We start from the raw sequence: 22,201 nt of genomic DNA on the forward strand, positions 1-22,201 counted from the left end.
AGATTCGTCGTCCGCCGGTGTCGATTTCGTGGGTACCCGTTCGACGTATCGATGAGGGCACGATGAACGGCCCGTCCTCATCACCGGTATCACCGGTATCACCGATCACAGGCCACGACGCGAAGGAGATTCCACGATGACCCGGTACATGCTGATCATGCGGTCCACCCCTGAGGCCGAGAAGGCGATGGAGAACCTCGACTTCAACGAGATCCTCGCGGCGATGGGCCGCTACAACGAGGAACTCATCAAGGCCGGCGTGATGCTGGCCGGCGAGGGACTCACCGGCCCGGAGGAGGGCTTCGTCGTCGATTTCAGCGCCGATCCGCCCGTCGTCACCGACGGCCCGTACACGGAGGCCAAGGAGCTCTTCAACGGGTTCTGGATCCTCGACGTGTCATCGAAAGACGAGGCCAAGCAGTGGGCGCGGAGATGTCCGCTGGGCCCTGGGGTCAAGCTCGAGGTGCGCCGCGTTTCCGAGGTCGAGGAGTTCGATCAGGACAACGAGTGGATCCAGAAGGAGCTGGCCTGGCGTCAGGAGAACGATCCCCGCTACGCCAAGAAGTAGAAGCGTCCTTCGTGTGCCTCCGGTGACCCCCGCGAGTGCAGGCAGAATTGGGGGCGATGGATGGCACGGATCTTCGGCAGACCGTCGACGCCGTGTGGCGGATGGAGGCCGCCAGGATCGTCGCAACCCTGACCCGCGCGGTCGGCGACGTCGGCCTGGCCGAGGATCTGGCCGCCGACGCACTCGTCGACGCCATCACCCAGTGGCAGGACACTGGCGTGCCCCGAAATCCGGGAGCGTGGCTCACGACCGTCGCCAAGCGCAAGGCGATCGACCACTGGCGCAGACGGGACGCTCTCGACGCCAGGGTCGCCGCCATGGCGCGCGACCTCCAGACCCTGCCCGCGGAGCCGGCGTGGGATCCCGACCACATCGACGACGACGTGCTGCGGCTGATCTTCATCGCGGCCCACCCGGCGCTGCCCCGAGAGGCGCAGATCGCCCTGACGCTTCGGGTGGTCGGCGGCCTGACGACAGAGGAAGTCGCGCGGGCGTTTCTCGCCCCGAAAGCGACTATCGCGCAACGCATCGTGCGCGCCAAGAAGACGCTGGCCTCGGTCAACCCACCGTTCGAGGTGCCGCCGCGCGAGGAGTTCCCGCAGCGGCTCTCCGCGGTGCTGTCCGTCATCTACCTGATCTACAACGAGGGTTACTCGGCGTCGTTCGGCCGGCGCTGGATCCGTGACGAACTGTGCCGCGAGGCGCTTCGGCTGGGCCGCGTGCTGGCGGCGCTGACGCCTGACGAACCGGAGGTGCACGGGCTGGTCTCGTTGATGGAGTTCCAGTCGTCACGGTTCGCGGCACGCACCGATGCCGACGGCACGCCGATCCTGCTGGAGGACCAGAACCGCGCCAAGTGGGATCGCGCCCAGATCCGGCGCGGTGTACAGGCGTTGGAGCGTGCGGCCGCCGCGATCGCGCGGCGCGGCAGTGGCTGGGGACCGTACGCCCTGCAGGCCGCCCTGGCCGAATGTCACGCCACCGCGCCGACCGCCGCCGACACCGACTGGGCCAGGATCGTGACGCTCTACGACGGGCTTCTGCAGGTGGCCCGCTCGCCGGTGGTGGAACTCAACCGGGCCGTCGCGGTCGCGATGGCCGATCCGCAGGCCGGCCCCGCCGAGGCCCTTCTGCTGGTCGACGGCATCGGCGGTCTCGACGCGTCCCACCTGTTGCCCAGTGTGCGTGGCGAACTGCTGGCGCGGCTGGATCGCCGCGATGAAGCCGCTGCGCAATTCGACCTGGCCGCCGCCATGACCGACAACGAGCGGGAGCGGGAAGTGCTGGCGAACAAGGCCTCTCGAGCTCGCCGCCGGGCGTGAACCGTCAGATCCCCGGCACACCGGTGCGGGCCGCCACGGACGCGGGAGACGCGGTGTCGAACACTTCGATCGCCACGTCCTGGTCGCGGTAGCTGCCGATCTGATGCAGACCGGCGGTGGCGCCGATGATGTCGTTGGCGTGGTCCCCGGTCATCGGATAGTCGGCGACCGGGTGCCGCCAATGCGCCGCGAGCACCGTCGCACCGGGCGCAACCCGCGGCAGTTCTCGGTCCAGCACGGCGCGCAACACATCCGGCGGCAGATAGTAGCCGACCTCGGAGAGCACCACCAGATCGAAATGCAGTGCCGGCCAAGGATCGTCGAGCGACTGGTGGAGTAGGGCCACGCGGTCGCGGCAGCCAGTCGCCATGAGCCGGCGGTGCGTCGCCTCCAGCGCTGCGGCGGCGACGTCCGCCGATGTCACGTGATCACAACGGCCCATGAGCGCTTCGGTCAGCACGCCGACCGAACAGCCGGGTTCGAACGCGTGGCGGTAGCGCGGATAGGGCAGCATCGCCATGCAGATCGCGAACTTGCGGCGCTCGTACCACCGGGTCTGCAGCTGCCACGGGTCCGCCGACTCGGCGTACATCCGGTCGAAATAGCTGTCGGGCAGTCGCGCGGTCACCGGAACAACACCTCCCCCACTGCGAGCAGCCGTTCCAGCACTGCGGGCGGCAGCACCGGATCCGGCATCTCGATCTGACTTCGAAAGCACTGCACCGCTTTTCGTTTGCGATCGGCGGCGTCCAGCGACACGGGGACCGCGGCGGCCGTGTGCCAGGGCACCGCGGCGTCATCGGGGCGGCCCCAGTGCCACATCCAAACCGGGTACTCGACCAGGACGGCACCCTCACGGGCGCTTGCAGTGGCCGCAGCCCGGCCGACGGCCTCATGGTCGGGATGCCCGTCGCCGCGCCAGGTCGCCGCACACCAGGTGCCTGCCGGCTTGTCCGCCAGGATCTCGGAGAGCGCATCGGCCAGCGTCGCTTCGCATTCCCCGAGCGCACCGTCGGGCAAGCCGAGGCGGATCGGCGCGGACAGCCCCAGAGTTTCCAGCGCGCAAAGAAGTTCGCGGCGGCGCAGATCCTCGAGACGTTCACGGCAGGACGCCCACCGACCGGGGAGTGCGGCCCCGCCGTCGGTGGCGGCGACCACCTGGATCGGCACCCCGAGCGCGCCGAGCGTGGCCGCGGTCGCCCCGAGCCCGAGTGTCTCGTCGTCGGGATGCGCTGCCACGATGACGGTTTCGCGGCATGGGCCCAGATCCACGGCAGGCAGCGCCGCCACGGCGCGGGTCCAGACTGCCGTCGGCGTGCCGCGCTCGGTCAGCGGCGCCGCGGCGAATTGTGCCGCGTTGCTCACCGGGGCGTCCCCGCGAACACCAGCCGTCCCAGCTGCTCGAGGTCACGTTCGGCATGGCTTTGACGGACGTAGATCGCCAGATCCGCGACATGCCGGGCGTGATCGGCGACCTCGCACAACGGCGCGGGCCCGAGCGCCCGGCCGGTGCGGGTGATGGCCTCGTCGACGGCGGTCTCCGCGACCGCCCGCACCCGCATCGCGGTGCGTTGCGCACCGCCGGCCCGGTCGTGCGGGTCGGCGTCGACCTGCTCGGCCGCCCACTGCAGGACCGCGTCGGCGGCCGTGATCGCCGCGTCGACGGCGCCGAGGTGCGCGAGGGCGTGCGCGTCGGCTGCGCGCGCATACAGCGGAGCCGCCACCGCCCGCGCCCCGCCCAGCCAGCATGCGGCGACACCGATGGCGCCGTGCCAGAATCCCGGCCGGGTCAGATACGCGCCAGGTTGGCCGACCGCGACCGCGGGCGCGCCGCTGAACTGCACCGAGCGGGTGTCTGAACCGGCCATACCGGCATTGCGCCAGCCGCTCGGCAACGCGCACACGCCGGGGTCGTCGAGCGACACCGCGAACAGCCCCCGCTCTCCGGCATGCGGGCCGAACTCCAGCCGGGCCGTCACCAGGGCGTGCGTGCACAACCCGGCGCCCGAGCACCACACCTTCGTCCCTGCGAGCGCGATGCCGTCGCCGTTGCGGCGGGCACCCAGCACGGCATCCTTGCCCTCGGCCGCCCAAACCCCCCACAGCTCGTCGGGTTTGGCGTCGGGCCCGTTCAGCTCGGCCAGGATCGCGACCGCGTCGGTGTGCGCCTCTGCCAGTCGGCCCGCCACCACGTCGACGGCGGTGAGTTCGGCCAGCCGCCGCCAGCGTTCGGCCGTCCGCCCGGCGCCGGGCAGCGGCAGATCCAACGCACCCGTCGCGATCCAGTGCCTGACCAGCCGCGCGGTCATATCCGCTCACCGGACTCTCGCCGCGCGCCGCCCACTATCCCGCGCAGATCTGCCGCGAAACCCCCGGGCGCGCGTCCGTCGCGACGATCCGACGTCGTCACCGACAGCCGGGTGTCGCGCCGGATGCGCATCCCCGCCGCCTCGAACCGCTCGACGAGTTCCCTGTCCTCACCGGTGGCCAGCGCGCGGAATCCGCCGACGTGCCAGTACGCGTCGGCCCGGAACCCCATGTTCGCGCCGTGCACATGGTCGTGACCGCGGCCGTTGGAATGGAATCCGCGCCGGTAGCGTCGCACCGCTTCGGCGGTGACGCGGCGCCACACCGGCAGCCGCACCACCCCCAGCACCATGTCCTGGTCGGTGGCTGTCATCGTGACCAGCCAATCGGCGGGCACCACGCTGTCGGCGTCTGTGGTGGCATACCAGACCCTGCCCTGGTCGATGGCCTGATCGATGTCCGGGCACAGCGAGCGGGCATGACGGAACCCGGCCGCCCGTGCCGCCCCGACGTTGCCCTCCTGCACGGCGACGAACTGCACGTTGGGGCCGAACTGCCCCGCCAACCGCTCGCTGGCGTCGTCGCATGCGTCGAGGACCACCACGACCAGCACGGGCACCGGCATGCAGGCCGCGGCCGTGGCCAGCGCCCGCAGACAGCGCGGCAGGTGATCGACCTCGTTGTGGGCTGGAACCACCACGATGGTCTTCACGATTGCCTTGTCGGCGTCTGTCACTGGGGAGTAGTAGCCCGTCCGCGGCCGCTTCACACCTGGCACCATGGCAGCCATGAATGACGTCGACGCGGTGCTATTCGACTACTCGGGCACTTTGTTCCGGCTCGAGGAGGACGAGAGCTGGTTCCACGGCATGGAGCTGGACGACGAGGACAACACGGAAGTCGACGGCCACGTGCAAGCCGAGTTGATGCGGCGGCTGACCGCGCCGACCGGCCGTTCAGTCGAGATGACGCCGGAGGCCTACCAGGCGTGGGTCAACCGCGACCTGGCCCCGCACCTGCACCGCGAGGCCTATCTGCACGTCCTGCGGAAGTCTGGCCTGGCCCGCCACCACGCCGAATCGCTGTACGGCCGGGTGATCGACCCGGCGTCCTGGACCCCCTATCCCGACACCGCGACGGTGCTGCGAACCCTGCACGAGCGGGGCGTCAAGACCGCGATCGTGTCCAACATCGCCTTCGATCTGCGGCCGGCGTTCGACGCGATCGGGGCCATCGACGTTGTCGACGAGTTCGTGCTGTCCTTCGAGGTGGGCGCCGTCAAGCCCGACCCGGCGATCTTCGAGACCGCGCTGAAGCGGCTCGGTGTGGAGCCCGCCCGGGCCGTCATGGTCGGGGACAGCGAGGAGGCCGACGGCGGGGCGGTCGCGGTGGGCTGCGGATTCCTGCTCGTCGACCCGCTGCCGACGGCGCAGCGCCCCGACGCCCTGCTGACGGCGCTCGACCTCGGGTAAGCCCAGGATGGCTACTCTCGGAGTGATGACCGAACGCATCCGTCCCCCGTGGTGGCTCAAACCGATGAACAAGGTGTTGATGGCCGTCACGAGACTCGGCGTCAACGGGCCGATGGTGCTGACCGTGACCGGCCGCAAGTCCGGCAAACCGCGGTCCACTCCGATCACGCCGATGATCGTCGACGGCCGCCGCTACGTCGTCGGGGGATTCCCCGGCGCGGACTGGGTGCGCAACGCACAGGCCAACCCCGACGCCTCGTTGCGGAACGGACGGCGCACGGAGCAGGTGCACATGGTCGAGATGTCCCCGGAGGACGCCCGCCCGCTGCTACGCCAGTTCCCGACGCTGGTACCCACCGGGGTGGAGTTCATGAAGAACGCGGGTCTGGTCGCCCAGGGCACACCCGAGGAGTTCGAGGCGCTGGCCGGGCGCTGTGCAGTGTTCCGGTTCGACCCGATTACCGTGTGAGCCCGTGACGTTTGATCCCAGCGTGTGGCGGCCGGTCCCCGGCTTCGCCGACCTCACCGACATCACCTATCACCGCCATGTCGTCGACGGCGCGCCGAAGCCGACGGTGCGGGTCGCATTCGACCGGCCGGAGGTGCGCAACGCGTTCCGTCCGCACACCGTCGACGAGCTGTACCGCGTCCTGGACCACGCCCGCATGTCACCCGACGTCGGGGTGGTGCTGCTCACCGGAAACGGACCATCACCCAAGGACGGCGGCTGGGCGTTCTGCTCGGGTGGCGACCAGCGCATCCGCGGCCGGACCGGCTATCAGTACGCGAGCGGGGACACCGCGGACACCGTCGACGCCGCCCGGGCCGGACGGCTGCACATCCTCGAGGTGCAGCGGTTGATCCGGTTCATGCCGAAGGCGGTGATCTGCCTGGTCAACGGCTGGGCCGCGGGCGGCGGGCACAGCCTGCACGTGACGTGCGACCTGACACTGGCATCGCGGGAGCACGCCCGTTTCAAGCAGACCGACGCCGACGTCGGCAGCTTCGACGCCGGCTTCGGCAGCGCGTATCTGGCCCGGCAGGTCGGGCAGAAGTTCGCCCGCGAGATCTTCTTCCTCGGCCGCGCCTACACCGCAGAGGAGATGTTCGCGATGGGAGCGGTCAACGCCGTCGTCGACCACGCCGATCTGGAGGCCGAGGGCCTGCAATGGGCGGCCGAGATCAACGGCAAGTCACCCCAGGCGATCCGGATGCTGAAGTTCGCGTTCAACCTGATCGACGACGGTCTGGTCGGCCAGCAGGTATTCGCCGGTGAGGCAACACGTTTGGCGTACATGACCGACGAGGCCGTCGAGGGGCGCGATGCGTTCCTGGAGAAGCGCGACCCCGACTGGGACCCGTTCCCCCGCTATTTCTAAGGCTTCACACGCGCCTCAAACCCGCGACCTGACGGAGATCGAGATCGATGGGATCGGCACCCTGGCGAATCCGGCCGTCTGACGGCACGGGTTGGCCGAGAAAATCGATTGCGGGTGCACGCCATCACCAGCCACCATTGACGGAGCCGGTCGGATGACGTGACGGCTCCGTCGCCCGACCCGACCGGAGAGAACCGAGGGGAATGGGACCATGGGCTACTCCAAGGGCGACACCGTCACGGCCCGCAGGCAGATCGAAGGGATGAACACCCCTCTGGTGCCCGCGGGAAGCCGGGGAACCGTAGTCGCAACCACGTTGTTCGGAAGACCCAAGCGCGTGCACTTCGCGATTGCCGACGGCTGGGGCGTCAAACGCTTCCAGATGGACGTGCGGCCCGGCGATGTGGAGCGGACCTGACCGGACCGCTGCGCCGGTAGATCGCGAGCGATCAGAAGCGGAACGTCGTCTGCCCGTGCGGTGACTTCGCGAACCCGATCACCTTCACCGGTGTCACCCTGAACACCAACGCCCTGACACCGTCGGGGTCGAACACCGCGTCATCGACGGCGAAATCCCATTCGTTGCTGTACTTTTCGCGGTACGCGTCGGCATAGCACCGCAACGCCGTACGGCCGCGGATGCGCACGGCCATCCCTTCGAGCACCACGTCCAGACCGCTCTTCCACGTGTTGACCCCGGTCGTGACGGCCACCGCCGCACCGTGCCCGATGTTGCGGGCCTTCTGCTCCTCGGCGCCGGTGCAGAACACGAACCCGTCGACATCCCAGAGGCCGACCAGTGGGGTGACGTGCGGACGCCCGTCCACGCGAACGGTGGTCAGCCAGTACAGTTCCGCGGCGGTCAGCGCCGCGCGGACCTGCGACCAGCTCGTCGGTTCGTCCGCCTCGCTGAAGCGTCTGTCGAGAGTGCCGTTGATCGTCGTCATACCGGTGATGACCGCCGGCCCGGCGACATCTCATCGCAGGCCGATCGCGTCGCCGACGAATACGGGTCCAGACGGCCACGGACGGTGATAGACAGGCCTCATGGAGATCCTGGCCAGCCGGGTGCTCTTCCGGCCGGTGGACTACCGGCGGTCGGTGACGTTCTACCGGGATGCGCTCGGCCTGGCCATCGCACGTGAGTACCCGGGCGGCACCGTCTTTCACGCTGGCCAGTCATTGATCGAGATTGCCGGTCACGGCGGCCCGCCCGCGGGGGCACCACCATTTCCCGGCGCACTGTGGCTTCAGGTGCGGGACGTCTACACCGCCGAGGCCGAATTCGCGGGCCGGGGAGTGACGATCACCCGCTCAGCCCGCCAGGAACCGTGGGGTCTGCACGAGATGCATGTCAGCGATCCCGACGGGGTCACCCTCATCTTCGTGCAGGTGCCCCCCGATCACCCGCTACGCCGCGACACCCGCGGCTGACGGCTCACTTCTTGGGCAGCATCGGGAACAGATCGATTCCCGTGTGGTGCACGATCGTCGTCCGGGTGATCCACAAGACCGCCGTCAGGATCACCCAGCCGACGAAGACGAACAGCAGGATTCCGAGGTACTTCAGCGCCGGATTGCCTGCGTGGACCGTGCCGTCGACGTCCTGGCCGCCGACGCCCTTGGAGTAGGCCACCATCCCGCCGGCGAAGACCGCCGGTAGGCCGGCGCCGAGGAGCAGCCCCACCACGAGCACCTTCAGGATGCTGTCCAGGTATGTCATCTAGATGTCCTTCGTCTGACGCTGTCGACAGTGGATCGGGTTTCAGACCGCGGTCGTGGAACTGGTGTCCCTGGTGCCGGCATCGCGGATCTCGGCAGGCACAACGGAGTTCGTCGAGGAGTCCCAGTCGGCGTTGACGTTGCTGGAGTCGACCTTCTGCTGCTGGGCGCGCCACCACATGTAGAAGGACAGGGCCACCAGGATCAGGAAGATCAGGCCGTCGCCTGCCAGCGCCGAACCGGTGAGGCGCTCCACCCCGTGCGCGAGCCAGAACGCCAGCGCCCCGACCAGACCGGCGGACGGCAACGTGATCAGCCAGGCCACCACCATGCGGCCGGCCACCGCCCATCGGACCTCCGCACCGGGCTTGCCCACGCCACTGCCGAGGATCGAGCCCGTCGCAACGTGCGTGGTGGACAAGGCCATTCCCGCGGCGCTGGAGCTGAGGATGATCGCGGCCGACGACGCCTCGGCGGCCAGACCCTGGGGGGACTCGATCTCGACGAGGCCCTTGCCGAGGGTGCGGATGACCCGCCAGCCACCGAGATAGGTGCCGAGGCCGATCGCCACCGCGCAGCTGAAGATGATCCAGAACGGCAGACCCTGCTCCTTCACATCGCCGGTCAGGTGGCCGGTGGTGATGAGCGCGAGCGCGATGACGCCCATCGTCTTCTGGGCGTCGTTGGTTCCGTGGGACAGGGCAACCAGCGAGGCGGTCGCGATCTGGCCCCAGCGGAAGCCCTGCTCGCGACGCTTTTTCAGCACGTTTCGGGTGATCCGGTAGACCAGCCAGGTCCCACAGGCCGCGACGATGCAGGCGATCACCGGCGCGGCGACCGCGGGGATCAGCACCTTCTGGGTGACGCCGGTCCAGTTGACGCCCGCCAGCCCGACGGCGGCGAGCCCGGCGCCGATGAGCCCACCGAACAGCGCGTGCGACGAACTGGACGGGATGCCGAACAACCAGGTGAGCAGGTTCCACAGAATGCCGCCGATGAGGCCGGCGAAGATGATCGTCAGGCCGGTCGACGCGTCGATGGAGGGCATCAGCGCGCCGGTCTTGGAGTCCTGGATCTTGAGCACTGACGTGGTGACGGTGACCGCCACCTCGACCGATAGGAACGCGCCGACGAGGTTGAGGATGCCGGCCAGCAGTACCGCGGTCTTGGGTTTCAGTGCGCCGGTGGCGATCGATGTCGCCATGGCGTTGCCGGTGTCGTGGAACCCATTGGTGAAGTCGAAGGCCAGTGCCGTCACGATCAGCAGCACCAGGATGATCATCTCCGCGCTCATGGCGCTAATTGTGGGACCACTCCGCGCTTTTTGACTAGTGATAGAAGTCCCAGATGCGGCCGCCGACCAGGCAATCCAGGAGACGGGGCGCGGAGTTCATGCGGAGTTCATCATGCGTCTGCACCCCGTTGGGCGGGTATGCCGCGGGCCGACGACATTTGCCGCGCGGTACTACGATCGGACGCATCCCGCAAACCGGAAGCGCAAGCAGTGATACCACCCGGAGGATGACCCAAAGTGACCAAGTTCGTCGCCAGGATCGTGGCCTGGATCACCGCGGGCTATCCCGACGGGGTACCCGGACCCGACCGAGTACCGCTGCTGGCGTTGCTCACCCCTCGTCTGACCAACGAGGAAGTGAAGCTGGTGGCCACCGAGCTGATAAGTCGTGGTGAGTTCGACCACGTCGACATCGGAGTGCTCATCACCCAGATCACCGACGAGCTGCCCTCCCCAGACGACATCGAGCGGGTGCGGGTGCGGCTCGCCGCGAAGGGCTGGCCGCTGGACGATCCGCGCGACAGCGAGGATGCGGGCGACAGCACGGTGACCCCGGAGGACACGGAATAGCCGTCCTGCATGCCGTCGCCATGCCGGACGGTCCACCGGCACTGTCACTACTGCCGGTGCTGGAGCGGGCGCTCGCCGGCCGCGGCCCGGCGCTTCTGCCGGTGCCCGCCGACGACGCGCGCCTGACCGACCTGCTGACGAAGGCTTTGCGCGCCGACGACGACATCGACGACGACGTGGCGGTCGTCGTCTCGACGTCCGGGACCACCGGTAGGCCGAAAGGCGCTCTGCTCAGCACGGCCGCACTGCGGGCCAGCGCCGATGCCACCCATCAACGGCTGGGCGGACCCGGCCGCTGGCTGCTGGCGCTGCCCGCCCACCACATCGCGGGACTGCAAGTGCTGGTTCGCAGCGTGGTCGCCGGGTCGGATCCGGTTGCCGTGTCACCCAGCCTGGACCTCGCCGCACTGCCCGCGGCGGTGGCGGCGCTGGGCACCGGCCGGCGCTACGCGTCGCTGGTCGCGGTGCAGCTGGGCAAGGCGATGGCCGACCCGGCCGCCGCGGCGGCATTGGCCGAATTGGACGCGGTGCTCATCGGCGGCGGTCCGATGCCGCGGGAGATGGCCGAAAATGCCCGTGCCGCAGGCATTTCGGTGGTACGCACGTACGGCATGAGTGAGACGGCAGGTGGCTGCGTGTACGACGGCATCGCCCTGGATGGCGTGCGGGTGCGGGTGGATCCCGGCGGGCGGATAGCGCTGGGCGGCGTCACGGTGGCGAACGGTTACCGCAATCCGGTCGATCCCGACCCGTTCGCCGAACCCGGTTGGTATGTCACCGATGATCTCGGCGTGCTCGACGGTTCGGGCGCGCTGCGGGTGCTGGGCCGCGTCGACGACGCGATCAGCACGGGTGGGTTGACGGTGTTCCCCGCGCTCGTGGAAGCGGCGCTGGCCACACATGCGGCGGTCGACGACTGCGCGGTGTTCGGGGTGGCCGACGAACGACTGGGGCAACGGGTCGCCGCCGCGGTGGTGGTCGCCCCGGGCCGTCCGCCGCCGTCACCGGCCGACCTGCGCGACCACGTCGCCCATACGCTCGACCCCACCGCCGCCCCGCGCGAGGTCCACATCGTGGCCGAGCTCCCCCGTCGCGGAATCGGCAAGCTGGATCGAAAGGAACTGGCCGCACGCTTCTCCGCTCAGGGATGATGGGCTGATGCGCCGCGAAGTGAATTCGGTCGACGAACTCCGCGAGATCGTCGGAGAACCGCACCCCGACGTCGCCAACAAGGTCCGCGACCGGCTCAGCCCGGTGCAGCAGGATTGGCTCGCCCACTCACCGCTGGGATTCGTCGCGACGACCGACGCCCGGGGCCGGGTGGATGTCTCGCCCAAGGGTGACCCACCCGGTTTCGTGCACGTCATCGACGACACCACGATCGCCATCCCCGAGCGGCCTGGAAACAAGCGCGTGGACGGCTACCTCAACGTGCTGCAGCGACCGTACGTCGGCACGCTGTTCGTCATCCCCGGCCGGGGCGACACCCTACGCATCAACGGCACGGCGCGATTACTGGCCGACGCCGACTACTTCGACGCGATGACGATCAAGGGCAAGCGTCCCATCCTGGCGCTGGAGATCGATGTCGAGGAGGTATTCTTCCACTGCGCCAAGGCTTTTCTGCGTTCCGACACGTGGCAGCCCGAGACCTGGACCCCCACCGCGGTGCCGAGTGTGGCACAGCTCGCCGCAGCCATGCGGACCGAATGGACGCAGGCCCAGCTCGAGGAGTACTACGGCGAAGAGAACATGCGCGAGATCCTCTACTGACCTGAGAGTCAGATCCGGTTGGTCTGCACGGTGCCCCCACCCCCGCGAGCGTGCGCATTTGTACGGTTTGGCTCGGCGTGTCGCGTACAAACCCGCACGCTCACGGGGGTAGCAAAAGTGGGGCACGGGGGTAGAGGGCGGGAACGGCCATGGGACGGCCATAGGGTGGACGCGTGAAATCCGATCGCAGGGAAGCGGTGGCCGTAGGCGTGGCCGTCGTGCTGGTCGTCGCGGCGTTCGTCGTGCCGCACCTGCATCTCGGCGTCGTCACACCCTTGATCAACAGCAGCGCCGACCGGATCCACAGCTTCGCCGACACCGCACCGATCTTCGGATGGTGGGACGCCCATGTCGGCTGGGGCACCGTCCCCGCCATCACGATCGGTATCGCAGCGGTGCTGTGGGGTCGGTCGGTGGCGCAGCGGCTCGGCTGGCGGGCACTGACGCTGGCCACCTGGGCGACCTCGTGTGCCTGGGCGTTCTCCCTTGCGATGGTCGACGGCTGGCAACGCGGGTTCGCCGGCCGCCTGACCGCGCGCCACGAATACCTGCGTCAAGTGCCCACCGTGACCGACATCCCCGGGGCGCTGCGCACCTTCGCGGCCAGAATCCTCGACTACCAACCCGATTCGTGGATCACCCACGTATCCGGACATCCACCGGGGGCGCTGCTGACCTTCGTATGGCTGGACCGCATCGGGCTGGGCGGCGGCGCATGGGCAGGACTGCTGTGCCTGCTGGCCGGTTCCAGCGCAGCGGCCGCCATCACCATCGCGATCCGGGCGCTGGCCGACGAGCCGACGGCCAGGGCGGGCGCCCCGTTCCTAGCGGTCGCCCCCACCGCCATCTGGGTCGCGGTATCCGCGGACGGCTACTTCGCTGGTGTGGCCGCCTGGGGCATCGCCCTGCTGGCGCTGGCCACCCGCCGTACCGTGCGACGGCCCGCCCTGGCCGCCGCTGCCGCCGGTCTGCTGCTGGGCTGGGGCTTGTTCCTCAACTACGGGCTGGCACTGATGGCACTGCCCGCGCTGGCCGTTCTGCTGTCGGCGGCCGACCCGCGCGCGGCGCTACGGGCGCTGGCGGCCGCCCTGCCCGCCGTCCTGGCCGTCGTCGCGGTGTTCCTTGCCACCGGATTCTGGTGGTTCGACGGCTATCTCCTTGTACAGGAACGCTATTGGCAGGGCATCGCCAATGACCGCCCGTTCCAGTACTGGGCGTGGGCGAACCTGGCCTCGGTGGTGTGCGCAGTCGGGTTGGGCAGCGTCGCGGGCCTGGCACGGGTGTTCGACCTCGGCGCCATCCGACGCCGCTCGGGCCTGCACCTGGTCGTGCTCGCCGCGCTGCTGGCGATAACGTTCGCCGACGTGAGCATGCTCAGCAAGGCCGAAACCGAACGCATCTGGCTGCCGTTCACCATGTGGCTGGTGGCCGCCACCGCGCTGCTGACGCCGAAATCAGCCCGTTGGTGGTTGGCCGTCAACGTCGCCGGTGCGCTGGTGCTGAACCATGCGATCCTGACGAACTGGTGACCACCGCGCCAGCGCGACGTAGGCAAGCGCGCACACCCACAGCGCGGCAACCGAGATCCACAGCCCCAGAGGATAGTTGCGGTCCAGCACGGTCGGATTGTCGGGCCGCGCGCCCGGCCTGCCGTACACCGGGACGGCCAGCAGGACCAGGACGACGCTGCCGAACGCCGCCAGCGCGACCGGCGCCCACCACCGCCGCGGCAGCAGCCGTCTGCCCGCGAAACCCAACGCCACGCACAGCGGCGCGAACACCAGATCGTGCAGCACCACTCCGGCCAGCGCCCACACCGCGATCCGCAGAATCACCACCGGCGGGTGCTCCCAGAGCAGCACCGCACCGTATCCGGCGACGGCCATCCCGGCCAACAGCAGTGCCGTCCGCGCCGCCGTCACGGCAGGACCTCGATGCGGGACAGCCACTTCGTCTGCAGCACACCGGGTCTCGTCGGCGCGATGAGCCGACACGGATAGCCGTGGTCGATGTGCAGCGGTTCGCCGTTGAGTCGCAATGCGATCAGGGTTTGCGAGTCGCGCGCATGCCGGGCGGGCAGCACGGTGCGCGAGTAGGGTCCGGGCGGCTCCAGTGAAACCATCCGCGTATCGGCGTCGGGCGCCCCGCCGACGGTAGCGATCAGATCGGCCAGCACGACACCGGTCCATTCGGCCTGCACACTCCAGCCCTCGACGCATGCGATCGGCAGGCGGTGGGTGGCCTGCGGCATCGCAACCAGTTCGGCGAGCGTGAACTGCCGCGTCACATCACCGTTCACCACCGTCAGCCGGTAGCCGGGCGACTGTGCGGCACGTATCACGCCGGCCGCCACCGCCGAGCGGTTGACCGGAACCCCCTGCGGCCCTTGGCCGGAGCGCGGCGCCAACACCGAAACTCTGCGCAGCCAAGGGACCGTCTGGCCTGCCGTGACGACCGTCGCCAGCGCCACCGCGAGTCCGGTGCCCAACAGCACCGTGCGCCGGGTCGGGCCGGTCAGTTCGCCGGACGGAATGTCGTCGAGCGGTTCGCCCAGCGCACGCCGGATGACGGGCAGCTTGACCCCGATATGTACCACCAACGCACCCGCCGCGACGTAGGCCATGGCGTAGTGGCTGGTGGTGAAGAAGAACTTGAACACGTACCACTGCGCGATGTTCAGCAGCCCGGTGGACAGCTGGAAGAGCATCGAGGAGACGAGCACCAGAATGGACAGTCGTTCCAGCTGGCGGACCGGGCCGCCGATGAGCGGGCGTTCGAACAGCTTCGGCCACACCGACCACAACTTGACCACGATCAGCGGGATCGCCGCGATGCCCGAGATCACGTGCAGGCCCTGCGTCAGCCGGTATAGCCACACCGGGCGGGTGGGCCACCAGAACCACGGCTGCGGATGCTGGATGAAATGGCTGATCAGGCCCGTGATGAAGCACACCGCCACGGCGATGCCCAGCGCCAGCCCGACGCGGGCGGTTACCGCCGTTCCGCGCAACACCGTCCTGGTCATCGAGGCACCAGGCTGGCCACCACGCGGGAGCCGATCGGGTGGACCGCCGCGACCCTCAAGCCGACGTCGTCGGCGAGTCGATCCGCACAGTTCGCCCCCACCGTCGCCCACCGAAACCACGGGCCGATCGTCCGAGCGGACTCCAATCGCACCCACGCCATGGTGACTCCGGTTGCCGCGCCGTCGAATTCGACCAGGCAGCGGCCGCAGGCGGAAAGCAGCTCGGCGGCCCGGCGCAGGATCCGCCACGGGTCACCGCCCAGTCCGACGTTGCCATCGGCCAGCAGCACCGTCTGCCACCGCCCGGTGCCCGGCAGAGGATCGAAGACATCGCGGCGCAATGCGGGCGCGCCGTTGCGCCGTGCGATGTCGATGGCGGTCGCCGACAGGTCGATCCCCAGAGCCGGAGTCCCGCCTTCGATCAAGCGGGCCACCAACCGTCCGGGACCGCAACCCAAGTCGATGGTCGGGCCGCTGCACAGCCGTACCACGGCCCGATCGAAGGTCACGTCGGCGTGCCGCCCTCCGAGCCAGCAGCCCACGGGCAGCCGGTGCAGGCGCCCGTCGTCGTGGCGAACCCAGCACCGTTCCCCGTCCAGCGCCCGGTCGTAGAGGTTGCCCAGCACGTCACACCCCCGCGGCACGGGTGGCCTGCACGAACCAGCCACCGGGCCGACAGTCGCGGCGGACGGGCTCGATGTCTATGACGGTGTCGACGTCGGTGAGTTCGGTCAGGAGCTTCACGTCAATCCCCGTGTCGCGAAGTGCGGCCAGCGTTACAGCCCCGGTGTCGGCCCTCGACATCGCGACCGTCCGCAGGCACCGGGCCATGGCGGGGTCGGTAACGCCCAACACCCACCAGCCGCCGTCGCGGGCCATGCCGAGGACGGCGTCGGCGGCCAGCAGCCCGCGGGCGCACTCGGCGATCAGGTCGGCGCCGACCTGCGGGGTATCCATCCCGATCTGCACGACGGGCAACCCCACCGCGGCGGCGTCGGAGTGCGCGTTGACCAACCGCTCGGCGAAGTCGGCGCCCCGTTGCATGACGACGGTGAAATCCGCCAGCCGACGGTCGATCTCCGGACCGCGGACGGCCTTCCGCAGATCCCCGGTCAGCGCCACGACGCGGTCAGCGACCGGCGCCGCGGCCACCGCGTCGAGAGTGTCCAACAGTGCGGCAGCGGCGATCTCCGCGGCAGCCCGCTCACCGACGGCGGCGGCCAACCTGGTCTTGGCCAAGCCCGGCACCGGGGCCTTGGCTACCACCAGCACGGTGACCCCGAGACACCCGTCGGTCACGAGATCACGCGCCAGAAATCGATGGCGGCGATCAGACTGCCGTGCAGCGATCCGCTCACCTTCGAGGTCCCGCCGGTGCGCGGTCCGTAGGCGACGTCATGTTCGACCACGCGCCAACGCGCAGCCGCGGCCCGCACGAGCAACTCCAGCGGATAACCCGACCGGCGATCAGCCACCCCGAGCGCCAGCAGGGCGTCGCGACGAGCCACCCGCATGGGGGCGATGTCATGAACGGGCAAACCGTGACGGGTCCGCAGCCGCCAACACACCACCGCCGTGCCCAGCCGGGCGTGCCAGGGCCACCGTAGTCCGCTCGCGGGGCGGCGCCGCCCGATCGCCATGTCGGCTCCGCGGTCGAGCTCGGCGACCAATGCGGGCAGGTCGGCAGGGTTCAGCGAACCGTCGGCGTCGATGACGGCAACCACCGGCGTCGTCGCGGCGAGCACTCCCGCGTGGACCGCGGCGCCGTAACCCGGCCGCTTCTCGCGCACCACGTCGGCACCATGGCGGCGGGCGACCTCGGCGGTGGCGTCGGTGCTGTTGTTGTCGACCACCAGTGGCCGGAATCCGGTCGGCATCGCGGCCAGCACGCCCGGCAGCGACTCGGCCTCGTTGAGACACGGCAGCACCACGGTGACCGCACAGTCGGGCATACCCTCAGACGGTAGGCCAGCGCGCCGGCCGCGACCACACTCAAGAGTGACGAAACGATGACGTCCCTGCAGGTGGCGCCGGCATCCGGCTAATCTCTGACGGTGTGGCTCGGGTCCTGATCGCTGACGACGACACCGTCGTCCGCGAGGTGGTGCGCCGCTATCTGGAGCGCGCCGGCCTGGAGGTGGTGGTGGCCGACAACGGCACCGACGCGCTTCGCCTGCTGGGCAGCACCCACATCGACGTCGCGGTACTCGACGTGATGATGCCCGGGCCGGACGGCCTGACACTGTGCCGCACGCTGCGACAGCGTGGCGAACTCACCGTGCCCGTGATCCTGCTGACCGCCCTCGGTGAGGAAGACGACCGCATCGCCGGGCTGGAGGCCGGTGCCGACGACTACGTGACGAAGCCGTTCAGCCCGCGCGAACTGACGCTGCGGGTCCGGTCGGTGCTGCGCCGCACTCCGGCGCCCACCGGCATCCAGCCCATCGACTTCGCGTTCGGCGAACTGACTGTGTCCACGGCCGCGAGATCGGTGTCGGTGCACGGACATTCGATCGGCCTGACCAACCGGGAGTGGGATCTGCTGCTGTTCCTCATCACCCACCCCGACACCGTGTTCACCCGCGAGGAACTCCTCAGTGCGGTGTGGAACTGGGATTTCGGCGACCTGTCCACGGTGACGGTGCATGTGAAACGCCTGCGGTCCAAACTGGGTGACCAGCACCGGCTTCAGACGGTGTGGGGCCGGGGGTACATGTGGAGTGATCCGGACCGGAGATCCGATGCCCGCAAGTGACTTCTGGGAGATCGTCGGCTGGGCACTGGCCTGCTCCATACCCGTGGTGCTGGCGGGCGGGATCATCATCCGGGTGGCCCGGTCATGGTCGCTGGCACTCAGCATGGTGGTGCTGGTGCTGATTCCCACTCTGGCGACGTTCACCGGGGTGCTGGGCGCCAGCGGGTTCATGGTCACCGAGACCTTCGAGCGGACGGCGGTGGTCCTGGTCATCGTGTCGGTGGTGACGGTGCCCGCCGCGGTGATGCTGGCGCGCTATCAGGCCCGCCGCACGGTGTGGGAACAGGAGATCCGCGCATCCGAGCAAGCCGCCGAGCAATCCCGGCGCCGGCTGATCGCCTTTGTCAGCCACGACCTGCGCACGCCGCTGGCCGGCATCCGGGCGGTGTCGGAGGCGATCGCCGACGGTGTGCTCGCCGATGGCGAGGTGCGGATGCACGCCAAATACATTGAGCAGGAGTCCGTTCGGCTGGCCGAGATGGTCGACGACCTTTTCGAGATGTCCAAGATCAACGCCGGAGCGATCCAGCCCGCGTTCGACCGGGTGGCGCTGGACGAGGTCGTCGACGATGTGCTGGCGGCCCACCGGATCGCCGCGGAACGCGCAGGCGTTGAGCTGACGGCCGCGCTGCCGGAGGAACCGGTCCGGGTAGTCGGCAGCGACCGTGCTCTGGTGCGGGTGTTGTCGAACCTGGTGGCCAACGCCATCGCCCACACCCCAGAAGGCGGCAAGGTCGAGCTGGCACTCGGGTGCGACGAACATGGCGCCTGGGCCCGGGTCGACGACACCGGCGTCGGCATCGACGAAGCAGACCTGCCCCGGGTGTTCGACATCGCCTACCGCGGATCCAAAGACCGTGTCGCGCGCGTGGATTCCTCGCTGCCCAGCGGTTCCGGCCTGGGCCTCGCCATCGCCGCCGGCCTGGTACAGGCCCACCACGGCACGCTTTCGGCACGCAACCTCGATGCAGGTGCGAGGTTCGAGGTGCGGCTGCCGCTGGCGGAGTGACACGAGTCAGCCGCGCAGCGGCTCGAACGCGAACGCGCGCAACCCCTCCCGCGGATCGACGGCAGCCCGGAAGCCCAGCACCTCAGCGGCTCTTCCCGGGTCGGCGACGATGTGGCGGACGTCGCCGCTGCGGTACTGGCCGGTGACCACCGGCCGCGCATCACCGCGCGCGTCGCAGAGCTGGGTCGCCACCTCCAGGATCGAGATGGGGGCGCCGGAGCAGACGTTGAACGCCGCGAATCCGTTGTCGCAGGCCGTGACGGCCAACGCGTTGGCGGCAGCGATGTCGTCGACGTGGACAAAGTCACGCATCTGCCGACCGTCCTCGAAAACCCTTGGGACATTGCCGGATTCCAACTGAGACCGGAAGATGGCCGCCACCCCCGAGTACGGGGTGTCGCGCGGCATCTGCGGTCCGTAGACGTTGTGGTAACGCAGCGCCGCCACCCCGCCGCCGACCGCTTCGGCCCACGCCTGTGCGTAGTGCTCCTGCGCGGTCTTGCTCGCCGCATAGAGGCTGCGTGGCCGCAGCGGTGCGTCCTCACCGACGGTGCGCCAGGCCAGTTCCTCACCCCCGATGGGGCAGCGGTGCTCGAACACTCCGGCGTCCAGATCGGCCCGGGTACGCGGGAGCGGGTCCACCGAACCGTGCGTTCCGCACGCGTAACCGCCCTGCCCGTAGACCACCATCGACGAGGCCAGCACCAGCCGCTGACAGCCCGCGGCGAACATCTCGGCGAGCAACACCGTGGTGGCGTAGTCGTTATGGCTGCCGTAGGAGGGAGCGTCGGCGGCGTTGACACCGGCCCCGACGACCGCCGCCTGGTGACACACGACGTCGACGCCGCGCAGCAGCGGAGCGAGCGCCTCCGAGTCGCGGATGTCGACCAGCTGACACTCCGGCGGCGGTTGGGCATCCCTGCCGTGCGCGGCCGGCAACATCGCGTCCACCGCGACGACCTCGTGACCGTCGGCGCGCAGCGCGGCGCCCACCCGTGCCCCGATGAAGCCGGCCGCACCGGTCAGCAGCACCTTCACGGCAGATCGAACGGTAGCTTGACGCCCTGGTGCGGTAGGCAGTGTTCGCACGTCCGCTCGGCGGGGACGACCTCGAGCGCCTCGCGGACCAGCTTCTTGAACGGGACCAGGTTGCGCTCGAACTCGGCGAAGACGTCAACCGCCCTCACACCTGCGCCGGCCTCCACGCCCGCGTCCAGGTCGGTGACCAAAGCGATTGCTGCATAACATATTTCAAGCTCTCGCGCCAGCACGGCCTCGGGGTAACCGGTCATGTTGACCAGCGTGAATCCCTGCCCGGCGAACCATCGACTTTCGGCGCGGGTGGAGAATCGCGGACCTTGGATGACCACCATCGTGCCACCGTCGACGACCCCGGGCAGATCCGTGGCCGCCGCGCGCAGCGACGGGCAGTATGGGTCGGCGAACCCGACGTGGATGGCGCCGGTGCTGAAGTAGGTGTCCGGGCGCCCGCTGGTGCGGTCGACGAGCTGATCGGGCACCACCATCGCCCCCGGTCCCAAATCGGGGCTGAGACTGCCGACCGCGCACGGACCGAACACCCGCCGCACGCCGATGGCACGCAGCGCCCACATGTTCGCCCGATACGGGACGGTGTGCGGCGGATACTGGTGGCTGACCCCGTGGCGGGGCAGGAAGGCGACCTCGTGCGGTCCCACCGTGCCGACGGTGATCGCTGCGCTGGGCGCCCCGTACGGCGTGTCCAGGGTGACGCTGCGGGCATCGGATCCGAAGAACGAGTAGAAGCCGCTGCCGCCGATGACTCCCAGCACCTATCTGCTCCTCACGTCCGCTGACACTTATCTGCTCCTCACGTCCGCTGGCACTTATCTGCTCCTCACGTCCGCTGGCACTTATCTGCTCCTCACGTCCGCTGGCACTTATCTGCTCCTCACGTCCGCTGGCACGTCCCATTGTCTGCCATGCGACGATGACGCTGATGGCAACAGTCGCCCAATGGGTGGAGGGCGCCCGCCCACGCACCCTGCCCAACGCAGTTTCGCCGGTGATCGCCGGCACCGGTGCCGCGGCCTGGCTCGACGGCGTGGTGTGGTGGAAGGGGCTGCTGGCGTTGCTGGTCGCGGTGGCCATGATCATCGGGGTCAACTTCGCCAACGACTACTCCGACGGCATCCGCGGCACCGACGACGTCCGCTCGGGACCGCTGCGGCTGGTGGGCTCCCGCCTCGCCTCGCCCCGTGCGGTGCTGACCGCGGCCATCGCCAGTCTGGCGGTCGCTGCGACGGCGGGACTGGCGTTGGCGCTGACGACGGCGCTGTGGCTGATCCCACTAGGCGCCGTCTGCGTCGCGGCGGCGTGGCTGTACACCGGGGGCTCTAAGCCGTACGGGTATTTGGGCCTGGGCGAAGTCGCGGTCTTCGTCTTCTTCGGCCTCGTCGCGGTGCTCGGCACCCAGTACACCCAGGCGCTGCGGGTCGACTGGGTGGGCCTGGCCGCGGCGGTCGCGATGGGATCGCTCTCATCGGCGGTGCTGGTCGCCAACAATCTGCGGGATATCCCCACCGACGCCCAGTCGGGCAAGATCACCTTGGCGGTCCGACTCGGCGACGCGCGCACCCGGATCCTGTATCTGGGGCTACTGGGTGTCGGATTGACGACGACCATCGTCCTGGCGTTGGCGACACCGTGGTGCCTGGCTGGTCTGGCGGCGGCCCCGCTGGCCGCACGAGCGGCCGCGCCGGTGCGCGCGGGCCGCGGTGGCCGGGACCTGATCCCGGTGCTGCGCGATACCGGACTGACCATGCTGGTGTGGGCGGTGGCAGTTGCTGTGGCGCTCGCCGCGGGTTGACCATCCGCACCATCGATTGTCTGCTCGGGGCGTGAATCGCCGGCGTGTCGCCGCCCGGAGCGCATGCCCGACGCAGTCAGCCTCCCCCGGCGGAATCTGCACCTACCGGATAGCTTCAATTGACCTGTGTCGGTCCCACCGGCTATTCATGTGCGAG

Annotated in this window: 28 protein-coding genes; 14 read left to right on the forward strand and 14 right to left on the reverse strand. The window is 69.4% G+C overall.

The window, feature by feature from the left end; translation table 11 throughout:
• The first annotated feature begins 136 nt into the window (after positions 1-136).
• A complete protein-coding gene (locus ADBZ6K_RS12285) occupies positions 137-568 on the forward strand; it encodes a YciI family protein (RefSeq protein WP_526346934.1) in 432 nt (143 codons plus the stop codon).
• Between the two features lie 56 nt (positions 569-624).
• Entirely contained in the window at positions 625-1,890 is a 1,266-nt protein-coding gene (locus ADBZ6K_RS12290) for an RNA polymerase sigma factor (RefSeq protein WP_526346936.1), read from the forward strand.
• A gap of 4 nt (positions 1,891-1,894) precedes the next feature.
• Here the strand turns inward: ADBZ6K_RS12290 and ADBZ6K_RS12295 are convergent, their stop codons facing one another.
• Genes ADBZ6K_RS12295 through ADBZ6K_RS12310 form a run of 4 tightly spaced genes read right to left on the reverse strand, consistent with a single transcriptional unit; the run spans position 1,895 to position 4,933 of the window.
• Complete coding sequence (locus ADBZ6K_RS12295) at positions 1,895-2,518, reverse strand: SAM-dependent methyltransferase (protein ID WP_526346938.1); 624 nt, start codon at positions 2,516-2,518, stop codon at positions 1,895-1,897.
• Positions 2,515-3,255 carry a PIG-L deacetylase family protein gene (locus tag ADBZ6K_RS12300; protein WP_526346940.1) on the reverse strand — a complete coding sequence of 247 codons (741 nt, stop codon included), beginning with the start codon at positions 3,253-3,255 and terminating at the stop codon, positions 2,515-2,517. The genes ADBZ6K_RS12295 and ADBZ6K_RS12300 overlap by 4 nt, the downstream gene beginning before the upstream one ends.
• Entirely contained in the window at positions 3,252-4,199 is a 948-nt protein-coding gene (locus tag ADBZ6K_RS12305; RefSeq protein WP_526346942.1) for an acyl-CoA dehydrogenase family protein, read from the reverse strand. The genes ADBZ6K_RS12300 and ADBZ6K_RS12305 overlap by 4 nt, the downstream gene beginning before the upstream one ends.
• Entirely contained in the window at positions 4,196-4,933 is a 738-nt protein-coding gene (locus ADBZ6K_RS12310; RefSeq protein WP_526346944.1) for a glycosyltransferase family 2 protein, read from the reverse strand. The genes ADBZ6K_RS12305 and ADBZ6K_RS12310 overlap by 4 nt, the downstream gene beginning before the upstream one ends.
• Positions 4,934-4,985: 52 nt before the next feature.
• Here ADBZ6K_RS12310 and ADBZ6K_RS12315 point away from each other — a divergent pair, with 52 nt between their 5' ends.
• The 4 genes from ADBZ6K_RS12315 (at position 4,986) to ADBZ6K_RS12330 (ending at position 7,466) form a co-directional block, all read left to right on the forward strand.
• Positions 4,986-5,669 carry an HAD family hydrolase gene (locus ADBZ6K_RS12315; RefSeq protein WP_526346946.1) on the forward strand — a complete coding sequence of 228 codons (684 nt, stop codon included), beginning with the start codon at positions 4,986-4,988 and terminating at the stop codon, positions 5,667-5,669.
• A gap of 25 nt (positions 5,670-5,694) precedes the next feature.
• Entirely contained in the window at positions 5,695-6,138 is a 444-nt protein-coding gene (locus tag ADBZ6K_RS12320) for a nitroreductase family deazaflavin-dependent oxidoreductase (protein ID WP_526346948.1), read from the forward strand.
• Between the two features lie 4 nt (positions 6,139-6,142).
• The gene (locus ADBZ6K_RS12325) at positions 6,143-7,048 is read left to right on the forward strand and encodes a 1,4-dihydroxy-2-naphthoyl-CoA synthase (protein WP_526346950.1); all 906 of its coding nucleotides are present in this window, start codon (positions 6,143-6,145) and stop codon (positions 7,046-7,048) included.
• Positions 7,049-7,259: 211 nt separating this feature from the next.
• Positions 7,260-7,466 (forward strand): hypothetical protein, encoded by a 207-nt coding sequence (locus tag ADBZ6K_RS12330; protein ID WP_526346952.1) that lies wholly within the window; start codon positions 7,260-7,262, stop codon positions 7,464-7,466.
• A gap of 31 nt (positions 7,467-7,497) precedes the next feature.
• Here ADBZ6K_RS12330 and ADBZ6K_RS12335 read toward each other — a convergent pair whose 3' ends face one another.
• Positions 7,498-7,995: a pyridoxamine 5'-phosphate oxidase family protein gene (locus ADBZ6K_RS12335; protein ID WP_526346954.1), complete on the reverse strand. Its 498-nt coding sequence runs from the start codon at positions 7,993-7,995 to the stop codon at positions 7,498-7,500.
• Positions 7,996-8,095: 100 nt separating this feature from the next.
• Between ADBZ6K_RS12335 and ADBZ6K_RS12340 the strand changes: the two genes are divergently transcribed.
• The gene (locus tag ADBZ6K_RS12340) at positions 8,096-8,482 is read left to right on the forward strand and encodes a VOC family protein (protein WP_526346956.1); all 387 of its coding nucleotides are present in this window, start codon (positions 8,096-8,098) and stop codon (positions 8,480-8,482) included.
• A 4-nt stretch (positions 8,483-8,486) separates the two neighbouring features.
• On the opposite strand, the gene ADBZ6K_RS12345 is transcribed toward ADBZ6K_RS12340, so the two are convergent.
• Together ADBZ6K_RS12345 and ADBZ6K_RS12350 are read right to left on the reverse strand one after the other, a co-directional pair.
• Entirely contained in the window at positions 8,487-8,771 is a 285-nt protein-coding gene (locus ADBZ6K_RS12345; RefSeq protein ID WP_526346958.1) for a hypothetical protein, read from the reverse strand.
• A 42-nt stretch (positions 8,772-8,813) separates the two neighbouring features.
• Positions 8,814-10,064 carry an inorganic phosphate transporter gene (locus tag ADBZ6K_RS12350; protein WP_526346960.1) on the reverse strand — a complete coding sequence of 417 codons (1,251 nt, stop codon included), beginning with the start codon at positions 10,062-10,064 and terminating at the stop codon, positions 8,814-8,816.
• A 237-nt stretch (positions 10,065-10,301) separates the two neighbouring features.
• On the opposite strand from ADBZ6K_RS12350, the gene ADBZ6K_RS12355 reads away from it, so the two are divergent.
• The 4 genes from ADBZ6K_RS12355 to ADBZ6K_RS12370 all read left to right on the forward strand — a co-directional run bounded on the left by ADBZ6K_RS12355 (position 10,302) and on the right by ADBZ6K_RS12370 (position 13,936).
• Positions 10,302-10,634, forward strand: a complete 333-nt coding sequence (locus ADBZ6K_RS12355; RefSeq protein ID WP_526346962.1) for a DUF3349 domain-containing protein — start codon at positions 10,302-10,304, stop codon at positions 10,632-10,634.
• A gap of 20 nt (positions 10,635-10,654) precedes the next feature.
• Complete coding sequence (menE, locus tag ADBZ6K_RS12360) at positions 10,655-11,785, forward strand: o-succinylbenzoate--CoA ligase (RefSeq protein ID WP_526346964.1); 1,131 nt, start codon at positions 10,655-10,657, stop codon at positions 11,783-11,785.
• A gap of 7 nt (positions 11,786-11,792) precedes the next feature.
• On the forward strand, positions 11,793-12,407 hold the full coding sequence (locus ADBZ6K_RS12365) for a pyridoxamine 5'-phosphate oxidase family protein (protein WP_526346966.1): 615 nt from the start codon (positions 11,793-11,795) through the stop codon (positions 12,405-12,407).
• A gap of 173 nt (positions 12,408-12,580) precedes the next feature.
• Positions 12,581-13,936, forward strand: coding sequence for a hypothetical protein (locus ADBZ6K_RS12370; protein ID WP_526346968.1), 1,356 nt, complete (start codon positions 12,581-12,583; stop codon positions 13,934-13,936).
• Here the strand turns inward: ADBZ6K_RS12370 and ADBZ6K_RS12375 are convergent.
• From ADBZ6K_RS12375 to ADBZ6K_RS12395, 5 genes are read right to left on the reverse strand one after another with little or no spacing between them, the layout of a single operon-like run.
• A complete protein-coding gene (locus ADBZ6K_RS12375; RefSeq protein WP_526346970.1) occupies positions 13,862-14,329 on the reverse strand; it encodes a hypothetical protein in 468 nt (155 codons plus the stop codon). The genes ADBZ6K_RS12370 and ADBZ6K_RS12375 overlap by 75 nt on opposite strands.
• A complete protein-coding gene (locus ADBZ6K_RS12380) occupies positions 14,326-15,432 on the reverse strand; it encodes a molybdopterin-dependent oxidoreductase (protein WP_526346972.1) in 1,107 nt (368 codons plus the stop codon). The genes ADBZ6K_RS12375 and ADBZ6K_RS12380 overlap by 4 nt, the downstream gene beginning before the upstream one ends.
• The gene (locus ADBZ6K_RS12385; protein WP_526346974.1) at positions 15,429-16,058 is read right to left on the reverse strand and encodes a class I SAM-dependent methyltransferase; all 630 of its coding nucleotides are present in this window, start codon (positions 16,056-16,058) and stop codon (positions 15,429-15,431) included. The genes ADBZ6K_RS12380 and ADBZ6K_RS12385 overlap by 4 nt, the downstream gene beginning before the upstream one ends.
• 1 nt (position 16,059) lies before the next feature.
• Positions 16,060-16,731 carry a TIGR04282 family arsenosugar biosynthesis glycosyltransferase gene (locus ADBZ6K_RS12390; RefSeq protein WP_526346976.1) on the reverse strand — a complete coding sequence of 224 codons (672 nt, stop codon included), beginning with the start codon at positions 16,729-16,731 and terminating at the stop codon, positions 16,060-16,062.
• Positions 16,728-17,384 carry a glycosyltransferase family 2 protein gene (locus ADBZ6K_RS12395; protein WP_526346978.1) on the reverse strand — a complete coding sequence of 219 codons (657 nt, stop codon included), beginning with the start codon at positions 17,382-17,384 and terminating at the stop codon, positions 16,728-16,730. The genes ADBZ6K_RS12390 and ADBZ6K_RS12395 overlap by 4 nt, the downstream gene beginning before the upstream one ends.
• 104 nt (positions 17,385-17,488) lie before the next feature.
• Between ADBZ6K_RS12395 and ADBZ6K_RS12400 the strand changes: the two genes are divergently transcribed.
• A complete protein-coding gene (locus tag ADBZ6K_RS12400; RefSeq protein ID WP_526346980.1) occupies positions 17,489-18,187 on the forward strand; it encodes a response regulator transcription factor in 699 nt (232 codons plus the stop codon).
• On the forward strand, positions 18,174-19,196 hold the full coding sequence (locus ADBZ6K_RS12405) for a sensor histidine kinase (protein ID WP_526346982.1): 1,023 nt from the start codon (positions 18,174-18,176) through the stop codon (positions 19,194-19,196). The genes ADBZ6K_RS12400 and ADBZ6K_RS12405 overlap by 14 nt, the downstream gene beginning before the upstream one ends.
• Positions 19,197-19,202: 6 nt before the next feature.
• Here the strand turns inward: ADBZ6K_RS12405 and ADBZ6K_RS12410 are convergent, their stop codons facing one another.
• Positions 19,203-20,234, reverse strand: a complete 1,032-nt coding sequence (locus tag ADBZ6K_RS12410; RefSeq protein ID WP_526346984.1) for an NAD-dependent epimerase/dehydratase family protein — start codon at positions 20,232-20,234, stop codon at positions 19,203-19,205.
• A complete protein-coding gene (locus tag ADBZ6K_RS12415) occupies positions 20,231-21,007 on the reverse strand; it encodes an S-methyl-5'-thioadenosine phosphorylase (protein WP_526346986.1) in 777 nt (258 codons plus the stop codon). The genes ADBZ6K_RS12410 and ADBZ6K_RS12415 overlap by 4 nt, the downstream gene beginning before the upstream one ends.
• A 167-nt stretch (positions 21,008-21,174) precedes the next feature.
• Here ADBZ6K_RS12415 and ADBZ6K_RS12420 point away from each other — a divergent pair, with 167 nt between their 5' ends.
• Entirely contained in the window at positions 21,175-22,044 is an 870-nt protein-coding gene (locus ADBZ6K_RS12420; protein ID WP_526346988.1) for a 1,4-dihydroxy-2-naphthoate polyprenyltransferase, read from the forward strand.
• Positions 22,045-22,201: the final 157 nt, after the last annotated feature.

Origin of the sequence: Mycobacterium sp., from assembly GCF_044223235.1 — a bacterium.
In the GTDB taxonomy this organism is placed as follows: domain Bacteria; phylum Actinomycetota; class Actinomycetes; order Mycobacteriales; family Mycobacteriaceae; genus Mycobacterium.

Bases quoted from the DNA above. Each gene is read 5' to 3' on its own strand.
- ADBZ6K_RS12285 (WP_526346934.1), top strand. From the start codon at position 137: ATGACCCGGTACATGCTGATCATGCGGTCCACCCCTGAGGCCGAGAAG.
- ADBZ6K_RS12290 (WP_526346936.1), top strand. From the start codon at position 625: ATGGATGGCACGGATCTTCGGCAGACCGTCGACGCCGTGTGGCGGATG.
- ADBZ6K_RS12305 (WP_526346942.1), bottom strand. From the start codon at position 4,199: ATGACCGCGCGGCTGGTCAGGCACTGGATCGCGACGGGTGCGTTGGAT.
- ADBZ6K_RS12315 (WP_526346946.1), top strand. From the start codon at position 4,986: ATGAATGACGTCGACGCGGTGCTATTCGACTACTCGGGCACTTTGTTC.
- ADBZ6K_RS12320 (WP_526346948.1), top strand. From the start codon at position 5,695: ATGACCGAACGCATCCGTCCCCCGTGGTGGCTCAAACCGATGAACAAG.
- ADBZ6K_RS12330 (WP_526346952.1), top strand. From the start codon at position 7,260: ATGGGCTACTCCAAGGGCGACACCGTCACGGCCCGCAGGCAGATCGAA.
- ADBZ6K_RS12335 (WP_526346954.1), bottom strand. From the start codon at position 7,995: ATGACGACGATCAACGGCACTCTCGACAGACGCTTCAGCGAGGCGGAC.
- ADBZ6K_RS12340 (WP_526346956.1), top strand. From the start codon at position 8,096: ATGGAGATCCTGGCCAGCCGGGTGCTCTTCCGGCCGGTGGACTACCGG.
- ADBZ6K_RS12345 (WP_526346958.1), bottom strand. From the start codon at position 8,771: ATGACATACCTGGACAGCATCCTGAAGGTGCTCGTGGTGGGGCTGCTC.
- ADBZ6K_RS12350 (WP_526346960.1), bottom strand. From the start codon at position 10,064: ATGAGCGCGGAGATGATCATCCTGGTGCTGCTGATCGTGACGGCACTG.
- menE (WP_526346964.1), top strand. From the start codon at position 10,655: ATGCCGGACGGTCCACCGGCACTGTCACTACTGCCGGTGCTGGAGCGG.
- ADBZ6K_RS12365 (WP_526346966.1), top strand. From the start codon at position 11,793: ATGCGCCGCGAAGTGAATTCGGTCGACGAACTCCGCGAGATCGTCGGA.
- ADBZ6K_RS12380 (WP_526346972.1), bottom strand. From the start codon at position 15,432: ATGACCAGGACGGTGTTGCGCGGAACGGCGGTAACCGCCCGCGTCGGG.
- ADBZ6K_RS12395 (WP_526346978.1), bottom strand. From the start codon at position 17,384: ATGCCCGACTGTGCGGTCACCGTGGTGCTGCCGTGTCTCAACGAGGCC.
- ADBZ6K_RS12405 (WP_526346982.1), top strand. From the start codon at position 18,174: ATGCCCGCAAGTGACTTCTGGGAGATCGTCGGCTGGGCACTGGCCTGC.
- ADBZ6K_RS12420 (WP_526346988.1), top strand. From the start codon at position 21,175: ATGGCAACAGTCGCCCAATGGGTGGAGGGCGCCCGCCCACGCACCCTG.